Genomic DNA, 17,196 nt, shown 5'->3' on the forward strand with positions numbered 1-17,196 from the left:
GCATGATGGATGATCCCTCTGTCCGGATCATGGACGTGCTCGGCGAGCCCCTGGCCCCCGGTGAGGAGCCGCTGCGCTCGGCCCTGGAGGACCTCGGCACGCCCGTGCAGTTTCCGGCCGGGCACACGATCTTCTGGGAGGGGCAGCCGTCCCATTCGGTGCTGCTGATCCAGAAGGGCAGCGTCAAGGTGACCCGGAAGGCCGCCGACGGCACGGAGATCATCCTGGCGATCCGCGGTGAGGGCGAGGTCATGGGGGAGGAGGGCGTCCTCATGGGCGAGCCCCGGGCGGCGACGGTGACGACGATCACCGACCTCGCCGGCCTGGACATCGCCGCGGAGGCGCTGCTCGCCTTCGTCCGGGACCACGACCTGTGGCCGCTGATGTACCGGGCGGCCGTCCGCCGCCGCCGCCAGTCCGACCAGCGGGCGCTGCTGGCGCGGCTGGATGTGAAGAGCCGGCTGGCCCGCTGGCTGCTCGACCTGGCGAGCGAGGTGGGCGAGGAGGACGGGGAGGGCTGGACGCTCGCGGTCACCCTCTCCCAGCAGGATCTCGCCGGGCGGATCGGCGCGTCCCGCGACGCCGTCGCGATCGAGCTGCGCAAGCTCCGCGAGGAGGGGCTGGTGAGCACCGGCCGGCGCAAGATCACCCTGCACAATCTCGAAGGTTTGCGTAATATTGCACATAGCTAGCCTGTAGACATACATTCTTCTCCATGTGTTAATACACATAAGAGAAGTCGCAGTGGCTTCCCCGGGAACGTCCGGAGGGCACTTCATCATGACGCTGCAGGTGGTAGGTGCGGTGTGCATCGTGATAGCGCTGATCGGCGGAGACTTCGACGTCGGCGGGGTGGAGATCCCGCGGCTGTCACGGGGGCGGATCGCCGCGCTCGTCACGGCGGGCGTCATCCTGGTGGGGCTCGGCCTGCTGGCCGACGCGGGGCAGGTTCCCGACCCGCCCCAGGTGCCCTCGCCGGTGGCGCGGACCACGCCCGGGGGGCCGTGACGATTTCCGTACAGGAGGGACGCGTGCACATGACCGATCCGCTCGGGCCGTTCCAGCCCATGTGGGACGCCTGGGACGAGGCGCACGAGGAGATCACGCGTAAGCCCTTTACGCATTTCCGCCGCGCGGTCGACATCCAGTTCGACGAACTGGACGAGCACCTGGCGCGGGGGGACGAGGCGGCCGCCGCGCGGGAGGCCGCCGACGTGATCAGCATCGCCCTCAACCTGATGCGCCGCCTCGGGCACGGCCCGGACGAGATCGCCGAGATCGTCCGCTCCCGGGCCGAGCACCGGATGAAGGGCCAGGCGCTCGCCATTCTCGACAAGTACCAGCAGGTCTATGACATCTGACGGCCGCGCCGCCAGGGCGCGCCGTGCGTGCTCCGTCCCCGTATGAGATTGTTAGGGCGGCGAAGTACGGGAGGCTCGGGTGGCGGCGCAGGGCGGGCGCGGGCTGGTCCCGCTGCTGGCGTTCCTCGGTGTGATGGCCTACTCGCTGTCCATGGCCGTCGTGACGCCCGCGCTGCCGCAGATCCAGGACGGCCTGGGCACCACGCCCGCCGGCGCCGCGTGGGCGCTCACCGCGATGACGCTGTCCGCGGCGGTCGCCACACCGGTCGTGGGCCGGCTCGGCGACCTGTACGGGCCGCGGCACGTCCTGCTCGCCGTGCTCGTGATCGCGACCGCGGGCATGGTCGTCGCGGCCCTGGCGTGGTCGGTGCCGGTCATGCTCGCCGGGCGGGTGCTGGGCGGCATCGGCGGCGGCGTCTTCCCGCTGGCGTACACGATCATCCGGGACGTGATCCCGCCCGCCCGGACGGCGTCGGCGGTCGGGCTCATGTCGTCCATGCTGGGCCTCGGCGGCGCGGTCTCCTGGTGCCTGGCGGGGCCGATCATCGACCTGCTGGGCTGGCGGTGGCTGCTCTGGGTGCCGGTCGCCGGGCTGGTCCCCGGCGTCGTCCTCGCCTGGTGGCTCGTCCCGCGGTCGGCGCCCCGGGACGCGGCCAAGGTGGACTGGTGGGGCGCCGTCCTGTTCGCGGCCTGGCTGGTGGCCGCGCTCACCGCGCTGACCGAGGGCATGGACTGGGGCTGGACGTCCCCGGGCGTCCTCGGCCTGCTGGCGCTGTCGGCCGTGACGGCCTGCGCGTGGTGGCGGGTCGAGTGCCGCGTCCCCGAGCCGCTGATCGATCCGCGGCTGATGCGCGTCCGCGGCGTGTGGACGGCGAACGCCGCGTCGCTGCTGTCCGGGTACGCGCTCATGGCCGGAGGGCTGCTGTTCCCGCTGCTCGTCCAGCTTCCCGGAGACACCGGGTACGGCTTCGGCGGCACGGCCACCCAGGCGGCCCTGCTGCAACTGCCCGCCAGCGTCGGGATGACCGCCGCGGGCATGGCGGCGGGCCTGCTCGACCGGCGAATCGGCTCGCGCATGGTGCTGTTCGGCGGCGCGCTGGCGACCGGTCTGGGGTATGCGTTCGTGGCGTTCCAGCATGCCGCCATGTGGCAGCTGTACGTCGGCGGCCTGGCACGGGGCATCGGCCTCGGCTTCGCCTATGCCGCCGGCGCGAACCTGGTCGTCGCGGCCGTCCCCGCGGGTGAGACGGGTGTGGCGACCGGCGTCAACACTCTGATCCGCACGGTCGGCGCCTCCCTCGGGACGCAGATCAGCGCGGTCGTCATCGTGGCCGTCCCCGGCGAGAGCGGTTACACGGCCGGCTTCGCGGTGAGCGCCGCCGTCATGGCCGTCGTCCTGCCGCTGGCCCTCCTCGCCCCGCGCCGCCGCCGGGGGACCGGCCGCGTCACCGTGCCGGACGCCGGCGAGCACCGTGCCGTGGAGGCGCACTGAGAACACGGGACGGGGCCCGGCGTGAGACCGGGCCCCGGCACGGTGGCGGGTGTATCAGAAGGACTCGACGGCGCGGCGCGCCTCCGGGTCCAGGACGCCCCAGCTGATCAGCTCTTCGGTCAGCTCGGTCGGGGACTTGTCGTAGATGACCGCGAGCGAACGCAGGTCTTCCTGGCGGATGGACAGGACCTTTCCGTTGTAGTCGCCCCGCTGGCTCTGGATCGTCGCGGCGTAGCGGGCGAGAGGACCGGCCTTGTCTTTCGGAAGCTGCTGCAACCGCTCTAGATCGATCACGAGCTTGGGTGTAGGCCCGAGCGGGCTCGGCGCGGCTCCGCCGGGCAGCAACTCGGAAACCGGCACGCCATAGAAATCGGCGAGCTCGGCCAGCTTCTGAACGGTGACGGCGCGGTCGCCCCGCTCGTACGAACCCACGACGACGGCCTTCCAGCGGCCGCGTGACTTCTCCTCCACGCCGTGCAGGGACAGGCCCTGCTGGGTGCGGATGGCGCGCAGGCGCGCGCCGAGAGCCTTAGCGTATTCAGACGGCATTCTGCGGCCCCCAGGCTCACTTTCGTCGTCGTTCGGACCCCGGCTGGTCACCGGGGGGAGACGGATTCGCGAAGCCGGGGGCTCCGGGAGTCCGCCTCCAGGGATGGTTACGGACAGTGACGGTAAAACGGGTACGGCCCCAGGTCAAGTCGATTGGAGAAAAGCGGTCGAATCCGCAGCACCCGATCCGGGCCGTCCGGATCGCGCGCGGCCCGTGCCCACGCGTTGTGCCGCGCCTGTCACGACGCCGCCAGGCTCGTCGAGTGTGACCCCTTTCACCTGCGAAGACAGGGGCAGGTCCGGGTGCGGAGCGGTTCCGGCCTGCTGCTACCGTGGGGGAGACACAACGTCCTTTAAGGCCCGTCCTGTGAGGCGGGGAAGGAGGTTTCGCGGTGAATGCTGCCTCCCGGCCGGAACGGCCGGTAGCGGCGCGCGTGGCGGACGGTGATCCCCGGTCCAAGGCCGTTCTGGAGGGTCCCGACATCAGGCGCGCGCTGACCCGTATCGCACACGAGATCCTTGAGCGGACCAAGGGCGGCCATGACGTCCTGCTGCTCGGCATCCAGACCCGCGGCGTGACGCTGGCCGAGCGGCTGGCCGGTGCGCTGCGCGAGGTCGAGGGCCGCCCGGTGCCCTGGGGCTCGCTCGATGTGACCATGTACCGGGACGACCTGCGGATGCGGCCCGCCCGCGCCCTCGGCCGCACCGAGCTGCCCGCGGAGGGCGTCGACGACAAGATCGTCGTGCTGGTCGACGACGTGCTGTTCTCCGGGCGGACGGTGCGCGCCGCGCTGGACTCCCTCAACGACCTCGGCCGGCCGCGCGCCGTCCAGCTGGCCGTCCTGGTCGACCGCGGGCACCGGGAGCTGCCGATCCGCGCCGACTACGTGGGCAAGAACCTGCCCACCTCGATGCGGGAGACCGTGAAGGTCCTGCTGGACGAGAACGACGGACGCGACGCGGTGCTGCTCGGGCCGGTGCCGTCCGACCCTGCGGGGGGTGCCGAATGAACCGCCATCTGATCTCCGCCGCCGACCTGAGCCGCGACGACGCGCTGCTCGTCCTCGACACGGCCGAGGAGCTCGCGCAGATCGCGGGCCGCTCCATCAAGAAGCTGCCGACGCTGCGCGGCCGGACGGTCGTCAACCTCTTCTTCGAGGACTCCACCCGTACCCGCATCTCGTTCGAGGCCGCGGCCAAGCGGCTGTCCGCCGACGTCATCAACTTCTCCGCGAAGGGGTCGAGCGTGTCCAAGGGCGAGAGCCTGAAGGACACGGCCCTCACGCTGGAGGCGATGGGCGCGGACGGCGTCGTCATCCGGCACGGCGCGTCGGGCGCGCCCCACCGGCTCGCCGGCTGGGTGCAGGGCAGCGTGGTCAACGCCGGTGACGGCACGCACGAGCACCCCACCCAGGCGCTCTTGGACGCGTTCACGATGCGCAAGCGCCTCGGTGACCTGGAGGGCCGCAAGGTCACGATCGTGGGCGACGTCCTGCACAGCCGTGTGGCGCGATCCAACGTTCTGCTGCTGAACACGCTCGGCGCGGACGTCACCCTGGTCGCGCCCCCGACGCTGCTGCCGGTCGCCATCGACACGTGGCCGTGCTCGGTGTCCTACGACCTGGACGGCGTCCTCTCCAAGAGCGACGTCATCATGATGCTGCGCGTCCAGCAGGAGCGGATGAACGCGGCCTACTTCCCGACCGTGCGCGAGTACAGCCGCCGCTACGGGCTGGACGCCGAGCGCATGGCGCAGCTGCCCGAGCACGCCATCGTCATGCACCCCGGGCCGATGAACCGCGGCGTCGAGATCGCCGCCGAGGTCGCCGACTCCGTCCGTTCCACGATCGTCGAGCAGGTCGCCAACGGCGTCAGCGCCCGCATGGCCGTCCTGTACCTGCTGCTCGGAGGCTCCGAGTCGGCGATCGGCAAGGAGGTCTCCCAGTGACGACGTACATCATCAAGGGCGCCCGGATCCTCGGTGGCGAGGCCGCCGACATCCTGGTCCGCGAGGGTGCCATCGCCGAGGTGGGGCGGGGCCTGGACGAGGCCGGCGCGCAGATCATCGACGCCGATGGGCTCATCGCCCTCCCCGGCCTGGTCGACCTCCACACCCATCTGCGCGAGCCCGGCCGTGAGGACGCCGAGACCGTCGAGTCCGGGACGAAGGCCGCCGCGATGGGCGGATACACCGCCGTCCACGCGATGGCCAACACCGACCCGGTCGCCGACACGGCCGGCGTGGTGGAGCAGGTGTGGCGCCTCGGGCGCGAGGCCGGGTACTGCGACGTCCAGCCCGTCGGGGCCGTCACGCGCGGCATCGCCGGCGAGCAGCTCGCCGAACTGGGCGCGATGGCCGACTCGGCCGCGCGGGTGCGGGTGTTCTCCGACGACGGCCACTGCGTGTCGGACGCGGTCATCATGCGCCGCGCGCTGGAGTACGTGAAGGCGTTCGACGGCGTCGTCGCCCAGCACGCGCAGGAGCCGCGCCTCACCGAGGGCTCGCAGATGAACGAGGGCGAGATGTCGGCCGCGCTCGGCCTGCGCGGCTGGCCCGCCGTCGCCGAGGAGGCGATCATCGCCCGGGACGTGCTGCTCGCCCAGCACGTCGGGTCGCGGCTGCACGTCTGCCACGTGTCCACCGCCGGGTCGGTGGAGATCATCCGGTGGGCGAAGAGCAAGGGCTGCCCGGTGACCGCCGAGGTCACCCCGCACCACCTGCTGCTGAACGACGCCAAGGCCGGGACGTACGACCCGATCTTCAAGGTCAACCCGCCGCTGCGCACCGCCGACGATGTCACCGCGCTGCGGCACGCCCTCGCCGACGGGACGATCGACTGCGTCGCCACCGACCACGCCCCGCACCCGGTCGAGGCCAAGGAGACCGAGTGGGCGGTGGCCGCGATGGGGATGATCGGGCTGGAGACGGCGCTCCCGGTCGTCCAGGAGGCCATGGTCGAGACCGGCCTGCTCGACTGGGCCGGGGTCGCCGACCGCATGTCCCGCCGTCCCGCCCGCATCGGCCGCCTTTCCGGACAGGGTCGTCCGCTGGAGGCAGGTTCGCCCGCCAACATCACGCTGTACGACCCGTCGCCGCGCCGTGCCGTGGACCCGTCCGCGATGACCTCCAAGAGCCGCAACACCCCGTTCGCGGGGCTGGAACTGCCCGGCCGGGTCGTCGCGACGCTCCTGCGCGGCAAGCCGACCGTCCTGGAAGGGAAGCTTCAATGAACCCTGCTCTGCTCGTTCTGGAAGACGGCAGGGTGTTCCACGGGGTCGCGTACGGGGCCGAGGGGGAGACCTTCGGTGAGATGGTCTTCAACACCGGGATGACCGGCTATCAGGAGACGCTCACCGATCCCTCCTATGCCCGGCAGATCGTGGCCATGACGTCCCCCCACATCGGCAACACCGGCGTGAACGGCGAGGACCCCGAGTCCGGCCGCATCCAGGTGGCCGGCTATGTGGTGCGTGAGCCCGCCCGTGTGGCGTCCAACTGGCGCGCCACCGGGTCGCTGGGGTCCGCGCTGCGCGAGCAGGGCGTGGTGGGCATCGCCATCCCGGGCACGCGCGCGCTGACGCGGCACCTGCGCGACAGGGGGGCGATGCGCGCCGCCATCTTCAGCGGGCCGGCGGCCATGGCGCCCGATGAGGACGCCCTTGTGGAGCGTGTGCGGCAGAGCCCTTCGATGGAGGGCGCCGACCTTGCAAAGGACGTTTCCACCAAGGAGCCTTACGTCGTCCCGGCGAAGGGTGAGAAGCGCTACACCGTCGCGGCGGTGGACCTCGGCATCAAGGCGATGACGCCGTACCGGATGTCCGAGCGGGGCTGCGAAGTGCACGTCCTGCCCGCGGCCAGCACGGCCGAGCAGATCCTCGCCCTCAGGCCCGACGGCGTGTTCTTCTCCAACGGCCCCGGTGACCCCGCCGCCGCCGGCTACGCCGTGGACGCGCTCAAGGGCGTCCTCGACACCGGAACCCCGTTCTTCGGCATCTGCTTCGGCAACCAGATCTTCGGCCGTGCGCTCGGCCTCGGCACCTACAAGCTGAGGTTCGGCCACCGGGGCATCAACCAGCCCGTCCAGGACCGCGCGACCGGCAAGGTCGTCGTCTCGGCCCACAACCACGGGTTCGCGGTCGACGCGCCCGCGGACGGCCCGTTCGACACCCCCTACGGCCCCGCTGAAGTCAGCCACATCAACCTCAACGACGGCTGCGTCGAGGGGCTGAGGCTCCTCGAACGCCCCGCGTTCAGCGTCCAGTACCACCCGGAGGCCGCCGCAGGCCCGCACGACGCGTCCGGGCTCTTCGACCGTTTCTGCGAGCTCATGGAGGCGTCGAGGTAATGCCGCGTCGTGAAGACCTGAAGTCCGTCCTGGTCATCGGCTCCGGGCCGATCGTCATCGGTCAGGCGTGCGAGTTCGACTACTCCGGCACCCAGGCGTGCCGGGTGCTGAAGGCCGAGGGCCTGCGGGTGACGCTGGTCAACAGCAACCCGGCCACGATCATGACCGACCCCGAGTTCGCCGACGCCACCTACGTCGAGCCGATCACCCCCGAGGTCGTCGAGAAGATCATCGCCAAGGAGCGGCCGGACGCGCTGCTGCCGACCCTCGGCGGCCAGACGGCGCTGAACACGGCCATCGCGCTCTACGAGGGCGGTGTCCTCGCCAAGTACGGGGTCGAGCTGATCGGCGCCGACGTGGCGGCGATCCAGGCCGGCGAGAACCGCGAGCGGTTCAAGGAGGTCGTCGCCAAGGTCGCGCGTGAGCAGGGCCTGAACGCCGAGTCCGCCCGGTCGGTCATCTGCCACACGATGGACGAATGCCTCGCGGCGGCCGGCGAGCTGGGCTACCCGCTGGTGGTGCGGCCGTCGTTCACGATGGGCGGGCGGGGCTCCGGCTTCGCCCACGACGAGAACGACCTGCGCCGCATCGCCGGCGCCGGGCTCGACGCGTCCCCGACCAGCGAGGTCCTTCTGGAGGAGTCGATCCTCGGCTGGAAGGAGTACGAGCTGGAGGTCATGCGCGACCGCCACGACAATGTGGTGATCGTGTGCTCCATCGAGAACCTCGACCCGATGGGCGTGCACACCGGCGACTCGATCACGGTCGCGCCCGCGCTGACGCTGACCGACCGCGAGTACCAGAACATGCGGGACGTCGCGATCGCGGTGATCCGCGAGGTGGGCGTCGACACCGGCGGCTGCAACATCCAGTTCGCGGTGCATCCCGGCACCGGCCGGATGATCGTCATCGAGATGAACCCGCGGGTGTCGCGGTCGTCGGCGCTGGCGTCCAAGGCCACCGGCTTCCCCATCGCCAAGATCGCGGCGAAGCTGGCGATCGGCTACACCCTGGACGAGATCCCGAACGACATCACCCGGGAGACGCCCGCGTCGTTCGAGCCCACGCTCGACTACGTCGTGGTGAAGGTGCCCCGGTTCGCGTTCGAGAAGTTCCCCGGCGCCGACGGCACGCTCACCACGCACATGAAGTCCGTGGGCGAGGCCATGGCCATCGGACGCTGCTTCACCGAGGCCCTGCAGAAGGCGCTGCGGTCGCTGGAGCAGAAGGGCTCGTCGTTCAGCTGGGCCGGTGAGGCGGACGCCGCCAAGCTGGTCGAGTCCGCCAAGCGCCCGCATGACGGACGCCTCAAGGACGTCCAGCGCGCGCTCTGGGCCGGGGCCACCATCGAGGAGCTGTACGAGGCGACCGGCATCGATCCCTGGTTCCTCGACCAGATCGCCGCCATCAACGAGGTCGCCGAGGAGATCCGCACCGCCGACGACGCGCTCACCAAGGACAAGCTGCTGCGCGCCAAGCGGCACGGGTTCTCCGACGCGCAGATCGGCGAGCTGCGCGGCCTCTCCGAGGAGGTCGTCAGGGAGCTTCGGCACGCGCTCGGGATCCGCCCCGTCTACCTGACGGTCGACACCTGCGCCGCCGAATTCGAGGCACGGACTCCCTACCTGTACTCGGCCTACGACGAGGAGACCGAGGTCCCGCCGGGGACCAAGCCCAAGGTCATCATCCTGGGCAGCGGCCCCAACCGCATCGGCCAGGGCGTCGAGTTCGACTACTCGTGCGTCCACGCGTCGTTCACACTGGCCGAGGCCGGCTACGAGACCGTGATGGTCAACTGCAACCCCGAGACGGTCTCCACCGACTACGACACCTCCGACCGGCTCTACTTCGAGCCCCTGACACTGGAGGACGTCCTAGAGACCGTCTACGCGGAACAGCAGTCCGGTGAGGTCGCGGGTGTCATCGTCCAACTCGGCGGCCAGACGCCCTTGGGGCTGGCCCAGAAGCTCAAGGACGCCGGAGTGCCCATCGTGGGCACCTCCCCGGAGAGCATCCACCTCGCCGAGGAGCGGGGCGCGTTCGGGCACGTCCTGCACAGGGCGGGGCTGCTCGCGCCCAAGCACGGCACCGCCACGTCCTACGAGGAGGCACGCGAGATCGCCGAGGAGATCGGCTATCCCGTGCTCGTCCGTCCCTCGTACGTGCTCGGCGGGCGCGGCATGGAGATCGTGTACGACGACGTCACGCTGGAGTCGTACATGACCCGTGCCACGGAGGCGAGCCCCGAACACCCCGTCCTGGTCGACCGCTTCCTGGACGAGGCCATCGAGATCGACGTGGACGCCCTGTTCGATGGCGAGGAGCTCTACCTCGGCGGTGTCATGGAGCACATCGAGGAGGCCGGCATCCACTCCGGCGACTCGGCGTGCGCCCTCCCGCCGATCACTCTTGGGCACGACGACATCCGCCGCATCCGGGAGTCGACGGAGGCGCTCGCACGCGGCGTCGGCGTACGCGGGCTCATGAACGTCCAGTACGCGCTCTCCGCGGGTGTCCTGTACGTGCTGGAGGCGAACCCGCGGGCGTCCCGCACGGTGCCGTTCGTGTCCAAGGCGACGGCCGTGCCTCTCGCCAAGGCGGCGGCTCGCGTCATGATGGGCGCCACCATCGCCGAACTGCGCGCGGAGGGCCTGCTGCCCGAGACGGGCGACGGCGGCGACCTGCCGCTGGACGCGCCCATCGCGGTGAAGGAGGCCGTCCTGCCGTTCGACCGGTTCCGCAACGAGCGCGGGCAGGGCGTCGACATCGTCCTCGGCCCCGAGATGCGCTCGACCGGCGAGGTCATGGGCATCGACGAGGTGTTCGGCACCGCGTTCGCCAAGTCGCAGCAGGCCGCCTACGGGTCGCTGCCGACCAAGGGGCGCGCGTTCGTGTCCGTGGCGAACCGCGACAAACGGCACATGGTGTTCCCGGTGAAGCGCCTCGCTGACCTGGGCTTTGAGATTCTTGCCACGGAAGGGACCGCGGAGGTCCTGCGCCGCAACGGCGTGCGTGCCAAGATCGTGCGCAAGCACAGCGCAGGTCCGGGCCCGTCCGGCGAGCCCACGATCGTGCGGCGCATCCTGGACGGCGAGGTCGATCTCATCGTCAACACGCCCTTCGGCAGCCCCGGCCAGTCCGGGCCGCGGCTCGACGGTTACGAGATCCGCACCGCGGCGGTGCTGCGGGGCGTACCGTGCGTAACGACCGTGCAGGGCCTCGCGGCGGCCGTGCAGGGCATCGAGGCCGTCGCCGGCGGCCAGGTCGGCGTCCGCTCCCTCCAGGAGCACGCCGAGCGGCTCAGCGGCGCGCACGGCCGGACGGGAGCGCCGGACGGCACCGTGACGCCCGGGTGACGACAGGCCGCGCGGGACCGGCGGGCGGTGCGTCCGCCCGGCCCCGCGCGGCGCATGACGAGGAGAGGGAGACGGGTGTCCGACACGCCGGTGCAGACCTCGGCGACGGTCCTGACGGTCCGCCAGGTGCAGGACTACCACGCGATGACGCTGGTGGCCCCGGCCATCGCCGAGCGGTTCCGGCCCGGCCAGTTCGTGGCGCTCGCCGTCGGCGGCGAGTACACGTCCCGCCTGGTCCGCCGCTGCTTCGGGGTGCACGAGGTCAAATCCGACTACGGCGGCACCGTCGAGCTGGTGTTCGCCGACACCGAGCCCGGCACCGGCTGGCTCGCCGGCCGCCGCTCCCGCGACCAGATCGACCTCGTCGGGCCGCTCGGCCGCCCGTTCCGGCTGCCCCGCGACCCGGTGAACTGCCTGCTCGTCGGCGGCGGGCCCGGCGGTGCGTCGGTGTTCGCGCTCGCCGACACGCTGCTGCGGCGCGGCTGCCGGGTGCACTTCGTGCTCGGCGGGGCCTCGGCCCGGCAGGTGTTCGGCTCCCGGATGGCGCAGCGCATCGGCGACAGTTCCACCGTCGCCACCGAGGACGGCTCGATGGGGGAGAAGGGCACGGTCCGCGACGTCCTGCCCCGCGTCATCGAGGAGACCGGCGCCGACGTCGTCTACGGCTGCGGCCCCACCGGCCTGCTGCGCTCGGTCACGCAGGTCGCCGGTGACTTCGGCCTCCCCTCGCAGGTGTCGGTGCAGGAGTTCCTCCAGGAGACCGGCGCGTGCGGCATCGGCGTGTGCATGACGTGCATGCTCCCCGTCCACGGTGATGACGGCGTGACCCGCATGGTCCGCGCCTGCGCGGACGGTCCCGTCCTGCGCGGCGACCGCGTCCGCTGGGGCGACCTCGGCACCATCCCGTTCGACGCGCTGGGCGCGCCGCGCGTCCTGAACGTCTCCGAGGGGGGCTCGCGGTGAGCGACCGGCTCAGGGCCGCACTCGGGCCTTTGGAACTCCCCAACCCCGTCATGACGGCCTCCGGGTGCGGCGGGACGGGACGTGAGCTCGCCCAGTTCTTCGACCTCAACCGCCTGGGGGCGTTCGTCACCACGTCGGTGACGCCGCAAGCGCGCGCGGGACGTCCCACACCACGCGTGGCCGAGACACCCAGCGGACTCCTGACCGCCATGGGCCTGCCCGGGCCGGGCGTGGAGGCGTTCTTGGAACGTGACCTGCCGTGGCTCATGGAACAGGACGTCCGCACGATCGTCTCCGTCGCCGGCGGCAGCATCGAGGAGTACGGCGACCTGGCGCGCCGCCTGCGGGGCGTCCCCGGCATCGCCGCGATCGAGGTCAACGTCGCCTGCCCGAACGTCGAGGACCGCGGCCGCGTGTTCGCCTGGCACCCGGCCGCCGCCGCGTCCGTCGTCCGCGCCGTCCGCGACCACACCCGGCCCGGCGTCCCGATCTTCGCCAAGCTGGCCCCGGACGTGACCGACATCACCACGATCGCGCTCGCCTGCGTCGACGCCGGCGCCGACGGCCTCACCCTGATCAACACCATGGAGGCCATGGCGATCGACCCGAAGACGCTCCGTCCCGCCCTCACCGGCGTGTCGGGCGGCCTGTCGGGCCCCGCCATCCGGCCCCTCGCGGTCCGCTGCGTCTACCAGGTGCACGCCGCGCTGCCCACCACGCCCATCATCGGCGTCGGCGGCATCGCCACCGGCCTGGACGCGCTGGAGTTCATCCTCGCCGGGGCGTCCGCCGTCGCCGTCGGCACCGCCCTCTTCCACGACCCGGCGGCCGGCCCCCGCGTCCTGCGCGAGTTGGAGGAGGCCCTCGCTGCCCGCCGCATCGGGCGCCTCGCCGACGCCGTCGGCCTCGCGCACAAGCCCGCCGGCTACGTCCCGCCCCAGGTGCGCCCGCAAGAGCCCGAGAAGGAGAAACTGTGACCGCCCCCATCGCCGTCGCGCTGGACGCGCCCGACCTGGAGACGGCCGCGCGCTGGGCCACCCTGGTCACGCCGCACGTCTCCACCGTCAAGGTGGGGCTGGAGCTCTACCTGCGGTACGGGCCCGACGTCGTCGCCAGCGTCCGCGGCGCCAGCCGCGTCCAGGTCTTCCTGGACCTCAAGCTCCACGACATCCCCGCGACCGTCCGCGGCGCCGCCCGCGCCGTGGCGCGCCTCAAGCCGTCCTACCTGACCGTGCACGCCGCCGGGGGACCCGCGATGATCCGGGCCGCCGTGGAGGCCGCCCCCGCCACCAAGATCGCCGCGGTGACGGTGCTGACGTCCCTCGGCGAGGCCGACCTCACCGCCCTCGGCATCGCCGGACCGGCCCCCGACGCCGTCCGCCGCCTCGCCGCCCTCGCCGTCGAGGCGGGCGCCCAGGCGCTCGTCTGCTCCCCGCAGGAGGCCGCCGCCGTCCGCGCCGAGGTCGGCCCCGGCATCACGCTCATCACCCCCGGGGTCCGTCCCGCCGGCGCCGCCAACCAGGACCAGGCCCGCGTGGCCACCCCCGAAGCCGCCCTGGCGGCCGGCGCCGACCTGCTGGTGATCGGCCGCCCCATCACCGGAGCCCCCGACCCCGGCGCCGCCGCGGCCGCCATAGCCGCCGCCCTGCGCAGAGCCTGCTGACCCCGGAGCGCGGCGGTGGGCGCACCCCGGGTCGGTGGGCGGGGTCCGGCCCGCCGGGCCGGGATTGGGGTGCGGCGCGAGTATGACCAGAACTGCATTCTGGCAAGTTTCTCTGGCGCGTGGGATCGCGCATTGTGGTTTTAGTCGCATGCGAAAATCGAGACCGGTGTGTTCGCATTGCGAGTGCGCGTCGAACGAGGAACTCGTTCACGCGGAGTGGCGTTTCCCGCCGGAGACGCCTCCGATGGGGCGGCCGGTCGTTCCGCGTCCATGGGGCGCCCTGGCGGTGGGCGGGGAGCTGAGTGCGGTGGCGCGGTCCTCCGAGCGGGAGCGGATCTTGGCGGGGCCGGATGTTGTCGAGGATGACAGTAACGGTGCCGCCGCGACGTGCGGAACGGCCGGGCGTGACGAGGGTCACTCGGTCGGGATCGTTTGTGGGGGACCTCACAGGGGAGTGCCCGGCGGCCGCCGGACGGGCCCGCCGGCGGGGGCCGGAAGCGCGGCGGGAGGGCCCCCGGCGGACGCGAACCGCAGCGACATGCGGGGATCGAGTGCCGCATTTGGGGGCAGAAAGGGGGGATTTTCACGATCATGCGAAAGTCCCAGCACGGCGCGGGGATGCGCCGCCGACCCTCCGCGATTGTGTACACTCTGTATTCAGGACACTCCGGGGAGTGATTTTCGCGAATTTATGGTGGGCTAAACGGCACTTCACGTTGCCTTATGGGCGGTGAACTCGCTAGTTTCCCAACCCGTCCGACTCCGTCGAGTGGAAACCTGAGGTGACCCGGCGTGGCTCTTCCGCCCCTAACCCCCGAACAGCGCGCCGCAGCCCTGGAGAAGGCTGCCAAGGCTCGCAAGGAGCGGGCCGAGGTTAAGAACAAGCTCAAGCACGGGGGAACCTCGCTTGCCGAGGTTCTCAAAGAGGGTCAGTCCGACGACGTCATCGGCAAGATGAAGGTGTCGGCCCTCCTGGAATCGCTGCCCGGTGTGGGCAAGGTCCGTGCGAAGCAGATCATGGAGCGCCTCGGCATCGCCGAGTCCCGCCGCGTGCGGGGTCTCGGCGCGAACCAGCGCGCGTCCCTGGAGAGCGAGTTCGGCGGAAGTGCGAACCGCTGACGCGCGACTCGCGGGCGGGCGCGGCGGTCAGACCGCCGCGGCCGGCTCGGGGCGACCCGAAACCGGCACCATCCCGCCCGGCTCCGGCGCACCCATCGCTGCGCCGGAAGGCTCCAGAACGCCTGGCCCGCTCGCGCGGCGGCTGACGGTCCTGTCCGGACCGTCGGGCGTCGGCAAGAGCACGGTCGTCGCCGAGATCCGGCGATCACACCCGCGGGTGTGGCTGTCGGTCTCGGTGACCACCCGGGCCCCCCGCCCGGGTGAGACCGATGGTGTGCAGTACTTCTTCGTCGACGACGCCGGTTTCGACCGGCTCGTCGCCGAAGGAGAGCTCCTCGAATGGGCCGAGTTCGCGGGTCACCGCTACGGCACCCCGCGCCGGCCCGTCGAGGAGCGCCTGGCCCGCGGCGAACCGGTGCTCCTGGAGATCGATCTGCAGGGCGCCCGGCAGGTCCGCCGGTCCATGCCGCAGGCGCGACTCGTCTTCCTCGCGCCGCCCAGCTGGGAGGAGCTCGTCCGCCGGCTCACCGGCCGCGGCACCGAGTCCCCCGAGGTGATCGAGCGCCGGCTCGACGCGGCCCGCGTGGAGCTGGCCGCCGAGAAGGAATTCGACGTCACGCTCGTCAACACGTCCGTCCAGGACGTATGCGACGAGCTGGTAGCCTTGATGGCTGTTCAGTAAGCGACCTACCAGGGGAAGGCCACCGAGTGGTAGCCAGCAACGAGGGCATCACCAACCCGTCGATCGACGAGCTCCTGGAGGTCGTCGACACCAAGTACGGCCTCGTGAGCATCGCGGCCAAGCGCGCCCGGCAGATCAACGCCTACTACGCCCAGCTGGGCGAGGGCCTGCTGGAGTACGTCGGTCCGCTCGTCGAGACCCAGGTGCAGGAGAAGCCGCTGTCGATCGCGCTCCGCGAGACGCGCGAGGGCCTCCTGAACGCCGAGCCCATCGAGGGCTGAGGGCACCCCCGCCGCGCGTCCGCCCGGCGCCCGATGGGATGGTGGCGGCATGACCTCCCGTAAGCCGCGCGTCGTCCTCGGCGTGAGCGCCGGAATCGCCGCGTACAAGGCGTGCGAGCTGCTCCGGCGGCTCACCGAGTCCGGGCACGACGTCACCGTCGTCCCGACCGCCGACGCGCTCCGCTTCGTCGGCGAGCCCACCTGGGCCGCCCTGTCGGGCAACCCCGTGTCCCCGCAGGTGTGGGACGGGGTCGCCGAGGTTCCGCACGTCCGGCTGGGGCAGACCGCCGACCTGGTGTTCGTCGCGCCCGCCACCGCCGACCTGCTCGCCCGGGCCGCGCACGGGCTGGCGGACGACCTGCTCACCAACACCCTGCTCACCGCCCGGTGCCCGGTCGTGTTCGCGCCCGCGATGCACACCGAGATGTGGGAGCATCCGGCGACGCGGGCGAACGTGGCGACGCTGCGGTCCCGCGGCGCGCTCGTCGTCGAGCCGGCCTCCGGGCGGCTCACCGGAAAGGACACCGGCCCCGGCCGGCTGCCCGACCCCGCCGAGCTGTTCGAGGTCGCCCGGCATGTCCTGGCCCGGGGCGCGGACGGCCGCGACCTGGCCGGACGGCACGTCGTCGTCTCCGCGGGCGGCACCCGTGAGCCCATCGACCCCGTCCGGTTCATCGGGAACCGCTCGTCCGGCCTGCAGGGCTACGCCCTCGCCCGGACGGCCGTGGCCCGCGGCGCCCGGGTGACGCTCGTGTCCGCCAACGTGGCCCTGCCCGACCCCGCCGGAACCGGGATCGTCTCCGTCGGGTCGGCGGAGGAGATGCACAAGGCCGTGGTGGAGGCCGCCGCCGACGCCGACGCGGTCGTGATGGCCGCCGCCGTCGCCGACTTCCGGCCGTCCGGCTACCGCGGTTCGAAGATCAAGAAGTCGGAGGGGGCGGGGCCGGAGCCGATCCGGCTCGTCAAGAACCCCGACATCCTGGCCGAGCTGGGCGAGAACCGGCGCCCCGGCCAGGTGATCGTCGGCTTCGCGGCCGAGACCGACGACGTCCTCGCCAACGGTCGCGCCAAGCTCGCCCGCAAGCGCTGCGACCTCCTCGTCGTCAACCAGGTCGGCGAGGACCTCACGTTCGGGCGACCCGACAACGAGGCGGTGATCCTCGGCTCGGACGGCTCACAGACCGAGGTGCCGCGCGGTGCCAAGGAGGCGCTCGCCGAGATCGTCTGGGACCTCGTCGGCGCCCGGCTGAAACCGTCGTCTCCGCCGTTCCCGCCGGAGGGCCCGGGAGGCCGTCCCCTCCCGGGGGACGCCGGATGAGGGAAGAGGCCCTTTGACCGGCGAGCATGGCGGGGCCCGGCACCGATCCCGCTAGACTTCTGGCCC

The 17,196-nt window shown here is 71.9% G+C and carries 17 protein-coding genes; 16 read left to right on the plus strand and 1 reads right to left on the minus strand.

The window, feature by feature from the left end; all coding sequences use genetic code 11:
- Window positions 1–2: 2 nt before the first annotated feature.
- The 4 genes from ACQP1N_RS12810 to ACQP1N_RS12825 all read left to right on the plus strand — a co-directional run bounded on the left by ACQP1N_RS12810 (window position 3) and on the right by ACQP1N_RS12825 (window position 2,853).
- The gene (locus ACQP1N_RS12810) at window positions 3–692 is read left to right on the plus strand and encodes a Crp/Fnr family transcriptional regulator (RefSeq protein ID WP_067795058.1); all 690 of its coding nucleotides are present in this window, start codon (window positions 3–5) and stop codon (window positions 690–692) included.
- Window positions 693–780: 88 nt separating this feature from the next.
- A complete protein-coding gene (locus ACQP1N_RS12815) occupies window positions 781–1,008 on the plus strand; it encodes a hypothetical protein (protein ID WP_067795059.1) in 228 nt (75 codons plus the stop codon).
- Window positions 1,009–1,037: 29 nt separating this feature from the next.
- Window positions 1,038–1,361 carry a hypothetical protein gene (locus tag ACQP1N_RS12820; RefSeq protein ID WP_131732605.1) on the plus strand — a complete coding sequence of 108 codons (324 nt, stop codon included), beginning with the start codon at window positions 1,038–1,040 and terminating at the stop codon, window positions 1,359–1,361.
- Window positions 1,362–1,440: 79 nt separating this feature from the next.
- Entirely contained in the window at window positions 1,441–2,853 is a 1,413-nt protein-coding gene (locus ACQP1N_RS12825) for an MFS transporter (RefSeq protein WP_433231408.1), read from the plus strand.
- A gap of 54 nt (window positions 2,854–2,907) precedes the next feature.
- Here the strand turns inward: ACQP1N_RS12825 and bldD are convergent, their stop codons facing one another.
- Window positions 2,908–3,402: a transcriptional regulator BldD gene (gene bldD, locus ACQP1N_RS12830; RefSeq protein WP_067795069.1), complete on the minus strand. Its 495-nt coding sequence runs from the start codon at window positions 3,400–3,402 to the stop codon at window positions 2,908–2,910.
- A 434-nt stretch (window positions 3,403–3,836) separates the two neighbouring features.
- Here bldD and pyrR point away from each other — a divergent pair, with 434 nt between their 5' ends.
- From pyrR to coaBC, 12 genes are all read left to right on the plus strand, one after another.
- Complete coding sequence (gene pyrR / locus ACQP1N_RS12835) at window positions 3,837–4,412, plus strand: bifunctional pyr operon transcriptional regulator/uracil phosphoribosyltransferase PyrR (protein ID WP_067795072.1); 576 nt, start codon at window positions 3,837–3,839, stop codon at window positions 4,410–4,412.
- A complete protein-coding gene (locus ACQP1N_RS12840; protein ID WP_067795074.1) occupies window positions 4,409–5,350 on the plus strand; it encodes an aspartate carbamoyltransferase catalytic subunit in 942 nt (313 codons plus the stop codon). Before pyrR ends, ACQP1N_RS12840 begins: the two co-directional genes overlap by 4 nt.
- The gene (locus tag ACQP1N_RS12845; protein ID WP_433231412.1) at window positions 5,347–6,633 is read left to right on the plus strand and encodes a dihydroorotase; all 1,287 of its coding nucleotides are present in this window, start codon (window positions 5,347–5,349) and stop codon (window positions 6,631–6,633) included. Before ACQP1N_RS12840 ends, ACQP1N_RS12845 begins: the two co-directional genes overlap by 4 nt.
- Window positions 6,630–7,748, plus strand: coding sequence for a glutamine-hydrolyzing carbamoyl-phosphate synthase small subunit (carA, locus tag ACQP1N_RS12850; RefSeq protein WP_433231415.1), 1,119 nt, complete (start codon window positions 6,630–6,632; stop codon window positions 7,746–7,748). Before ACQP1N_RS12845 ends, carA begins: the two co-directional genes overlap by 4 nt.
- Complete coding sequence (gene carB / locus ACQP1N_RS12855; protein WP_067795082.1) at window positions 7,748–11,104, plus strand: carbamoyl-phosphate synthase large subunit; 3,357 nt, start codon at window positions 7,748–7,750, stop codon at window positions 11,102–11,104. The genes carA and carB overlap by 1 nt, the downstream gene beginning before the upstream one ends.
- Before the next feature lie 75 nt (window positions 11,105–11,179).
- Entirely contained in the window at window positions 11,180–12,067 is an 888-nt protein-coding gene (locus tag ACQP1N_RS12860; protein WP_067795085.1) for a dihydroorotate dehydrogenase electron transfer subunit, read from the plus strand.
- Window positions 12,064–13,044: a dihydroorotate dehydrogenase gene (locus ACQP1N_RS12865; protein WP_067795087.1), complete on the plus strand. Its 981-nt coding sequence runs from the start codon at window positions 12,064–12,066 to the stop codon at window positions 13,042–13,044. The genes ACQP1N_RS12860 and ACQP1N_RS12865 overlap by 4 nt, the downstream gene beginning before the upstream one ends.
- On the plus strand, window positions 13,041–13,730 hold the full coding sequence (gene pyrF, locus ACQP1N_RS12870) for an orotidine-5'-phosphate decarboxylase (protein WP_067795090.1): 690 nt from the start codon (window positions 13,041–13,043) through the stop codon (window positions 13,728–13,730). The genes ACQP1N_RS12865 and pyrF overlap by 4 nt, the downstream gene beginning before the upstream one ends.
- A gap of 792 nt (window positions 13,731–14,522) precedes the next feature.
- Window positions 14,523–14,849, plus strand: a complete 327-nt coding sequence (mihF, locus tag ACQP1N_RS12875) for an integration host factor, actinobacterial type (protein ID WP_067795092.1) — start codon at window positions 14,523–14,525, stop codon at window positions 14,847–14,849.
- A gap of 94 nt (window positions 14,850–14,943) precedes the next feature.
- Window positions 14,944–15,531 carry a guanylate kinase gene (gene gmk / locus ACQP1N_RS12880; RefSeq protein WP_067795187.1) on the plus strand — a complete coding sequence of 196 codons (588 nt, stop codon included), beginning with the start codon at window positions 14,944–14,946 and terminating at the stop codon, window positions 15,529–15,531.
- A 26-nt stretch (window positions 15,532–15,557) separates the two neighbouring features.
- The gene (gene rpoZ, locus ACQP1N_RS12885) at window positions 15,558–15,812 is read left to right on the plus strand and encodes a DNA-directed RNA polymerase subunit omega (RefSeq protein WP_433231420.1); all 255 of its coding nucleotides are present in this window, start codon (window positions 15,558–15,560) and stop codon (window positions 15,810–15,812) included.
- A 49-nt stretch (window positions 15,813–15,861) separates the two neighbouring features.
- Window positions 15,862–17,130: a bifunctional phosphopantothenoylcysteine decarboxylase/phosphopantothenate--cysteine ligase CoaBC gene (gene coaBC, locus ACQP1N_RS12890; protein WP_433231423.1), complete on the plus strand. Its 1,269-nt coding sequence runs from the start codon at window positions 15,862–15,864 to the stop codon at window positions 17,128–17,130.
- Window positions 17,131–17,196: the final 66 nt, after the last annotated feature.

It is taken from the genome of Actinomadura formosensis (assembly GCF_050948385.1).
Taxonomy (GTDB): domain Bacteria; phylum Actinomycetota; class Actinomycetes; order Streptosporangiales; family Streptosporangiaceae; genus Spirillospora; species Spirillospora formosensis.

Bases quoted from the DNA above. Each gene is read 5' to 3' on its own strand.
- bldD (WP_067795069.1), bottom strand. From the start codon at position 3,402: ATGCCGTCTGAATACGCTAAGGCTCTCGGCGCGCGCCTGCGCGCCATC.
- ACQP1N_RS12810 (WP_067795058.1), top strand. From the start codon at position 3: ATGATGGATGATCCCTCTGTCCGGATCATGGACGTGCTCGGCGAGCCC.
- coaBC (WP_433231423.1), top strand. From the start codon at position 15,862: ATGACCTCCCGTAAGCCGCGCGTCGTCCTCGGCGTGAGCGCCGGAATC.
- ACQP1N_RS12840 (WP_067795074.1), top strand. From the start codon at position 4,409: ATGAACCGCCATCTGATCTCCGCCGCCGACCTGAGCCGCGACGACGCG.
- carA (WP_433231415.1), top strand. From the start codon at position 6,630: ATGAACCCTGCTCTGCTCGTTCTGGAAGACGGCAGGGTGTTCCACGGG.
- carB (WP_067795082.1), top strand. From the start codon at position 7,748: ATGCCGCGTCGTGAAGACCTGAAGTCCGTCCTGGTCATCGGCTCCGGG.
- ACQP1N_RS12815 (WP_067795059.1), top strand. From the start codon at position 781: ATGACGCTGCAGGTGGTAGGTGCGGTGTGCATCGTGATAGCGCTGATC.
- ACQP1N_RS12820 (WP_131732605.1), top strand. From the start codon at position 1,038: ATGACCGATCCGCTCGGGCCGTTCCAGCCCATGTGGGACGCCTGGGAC.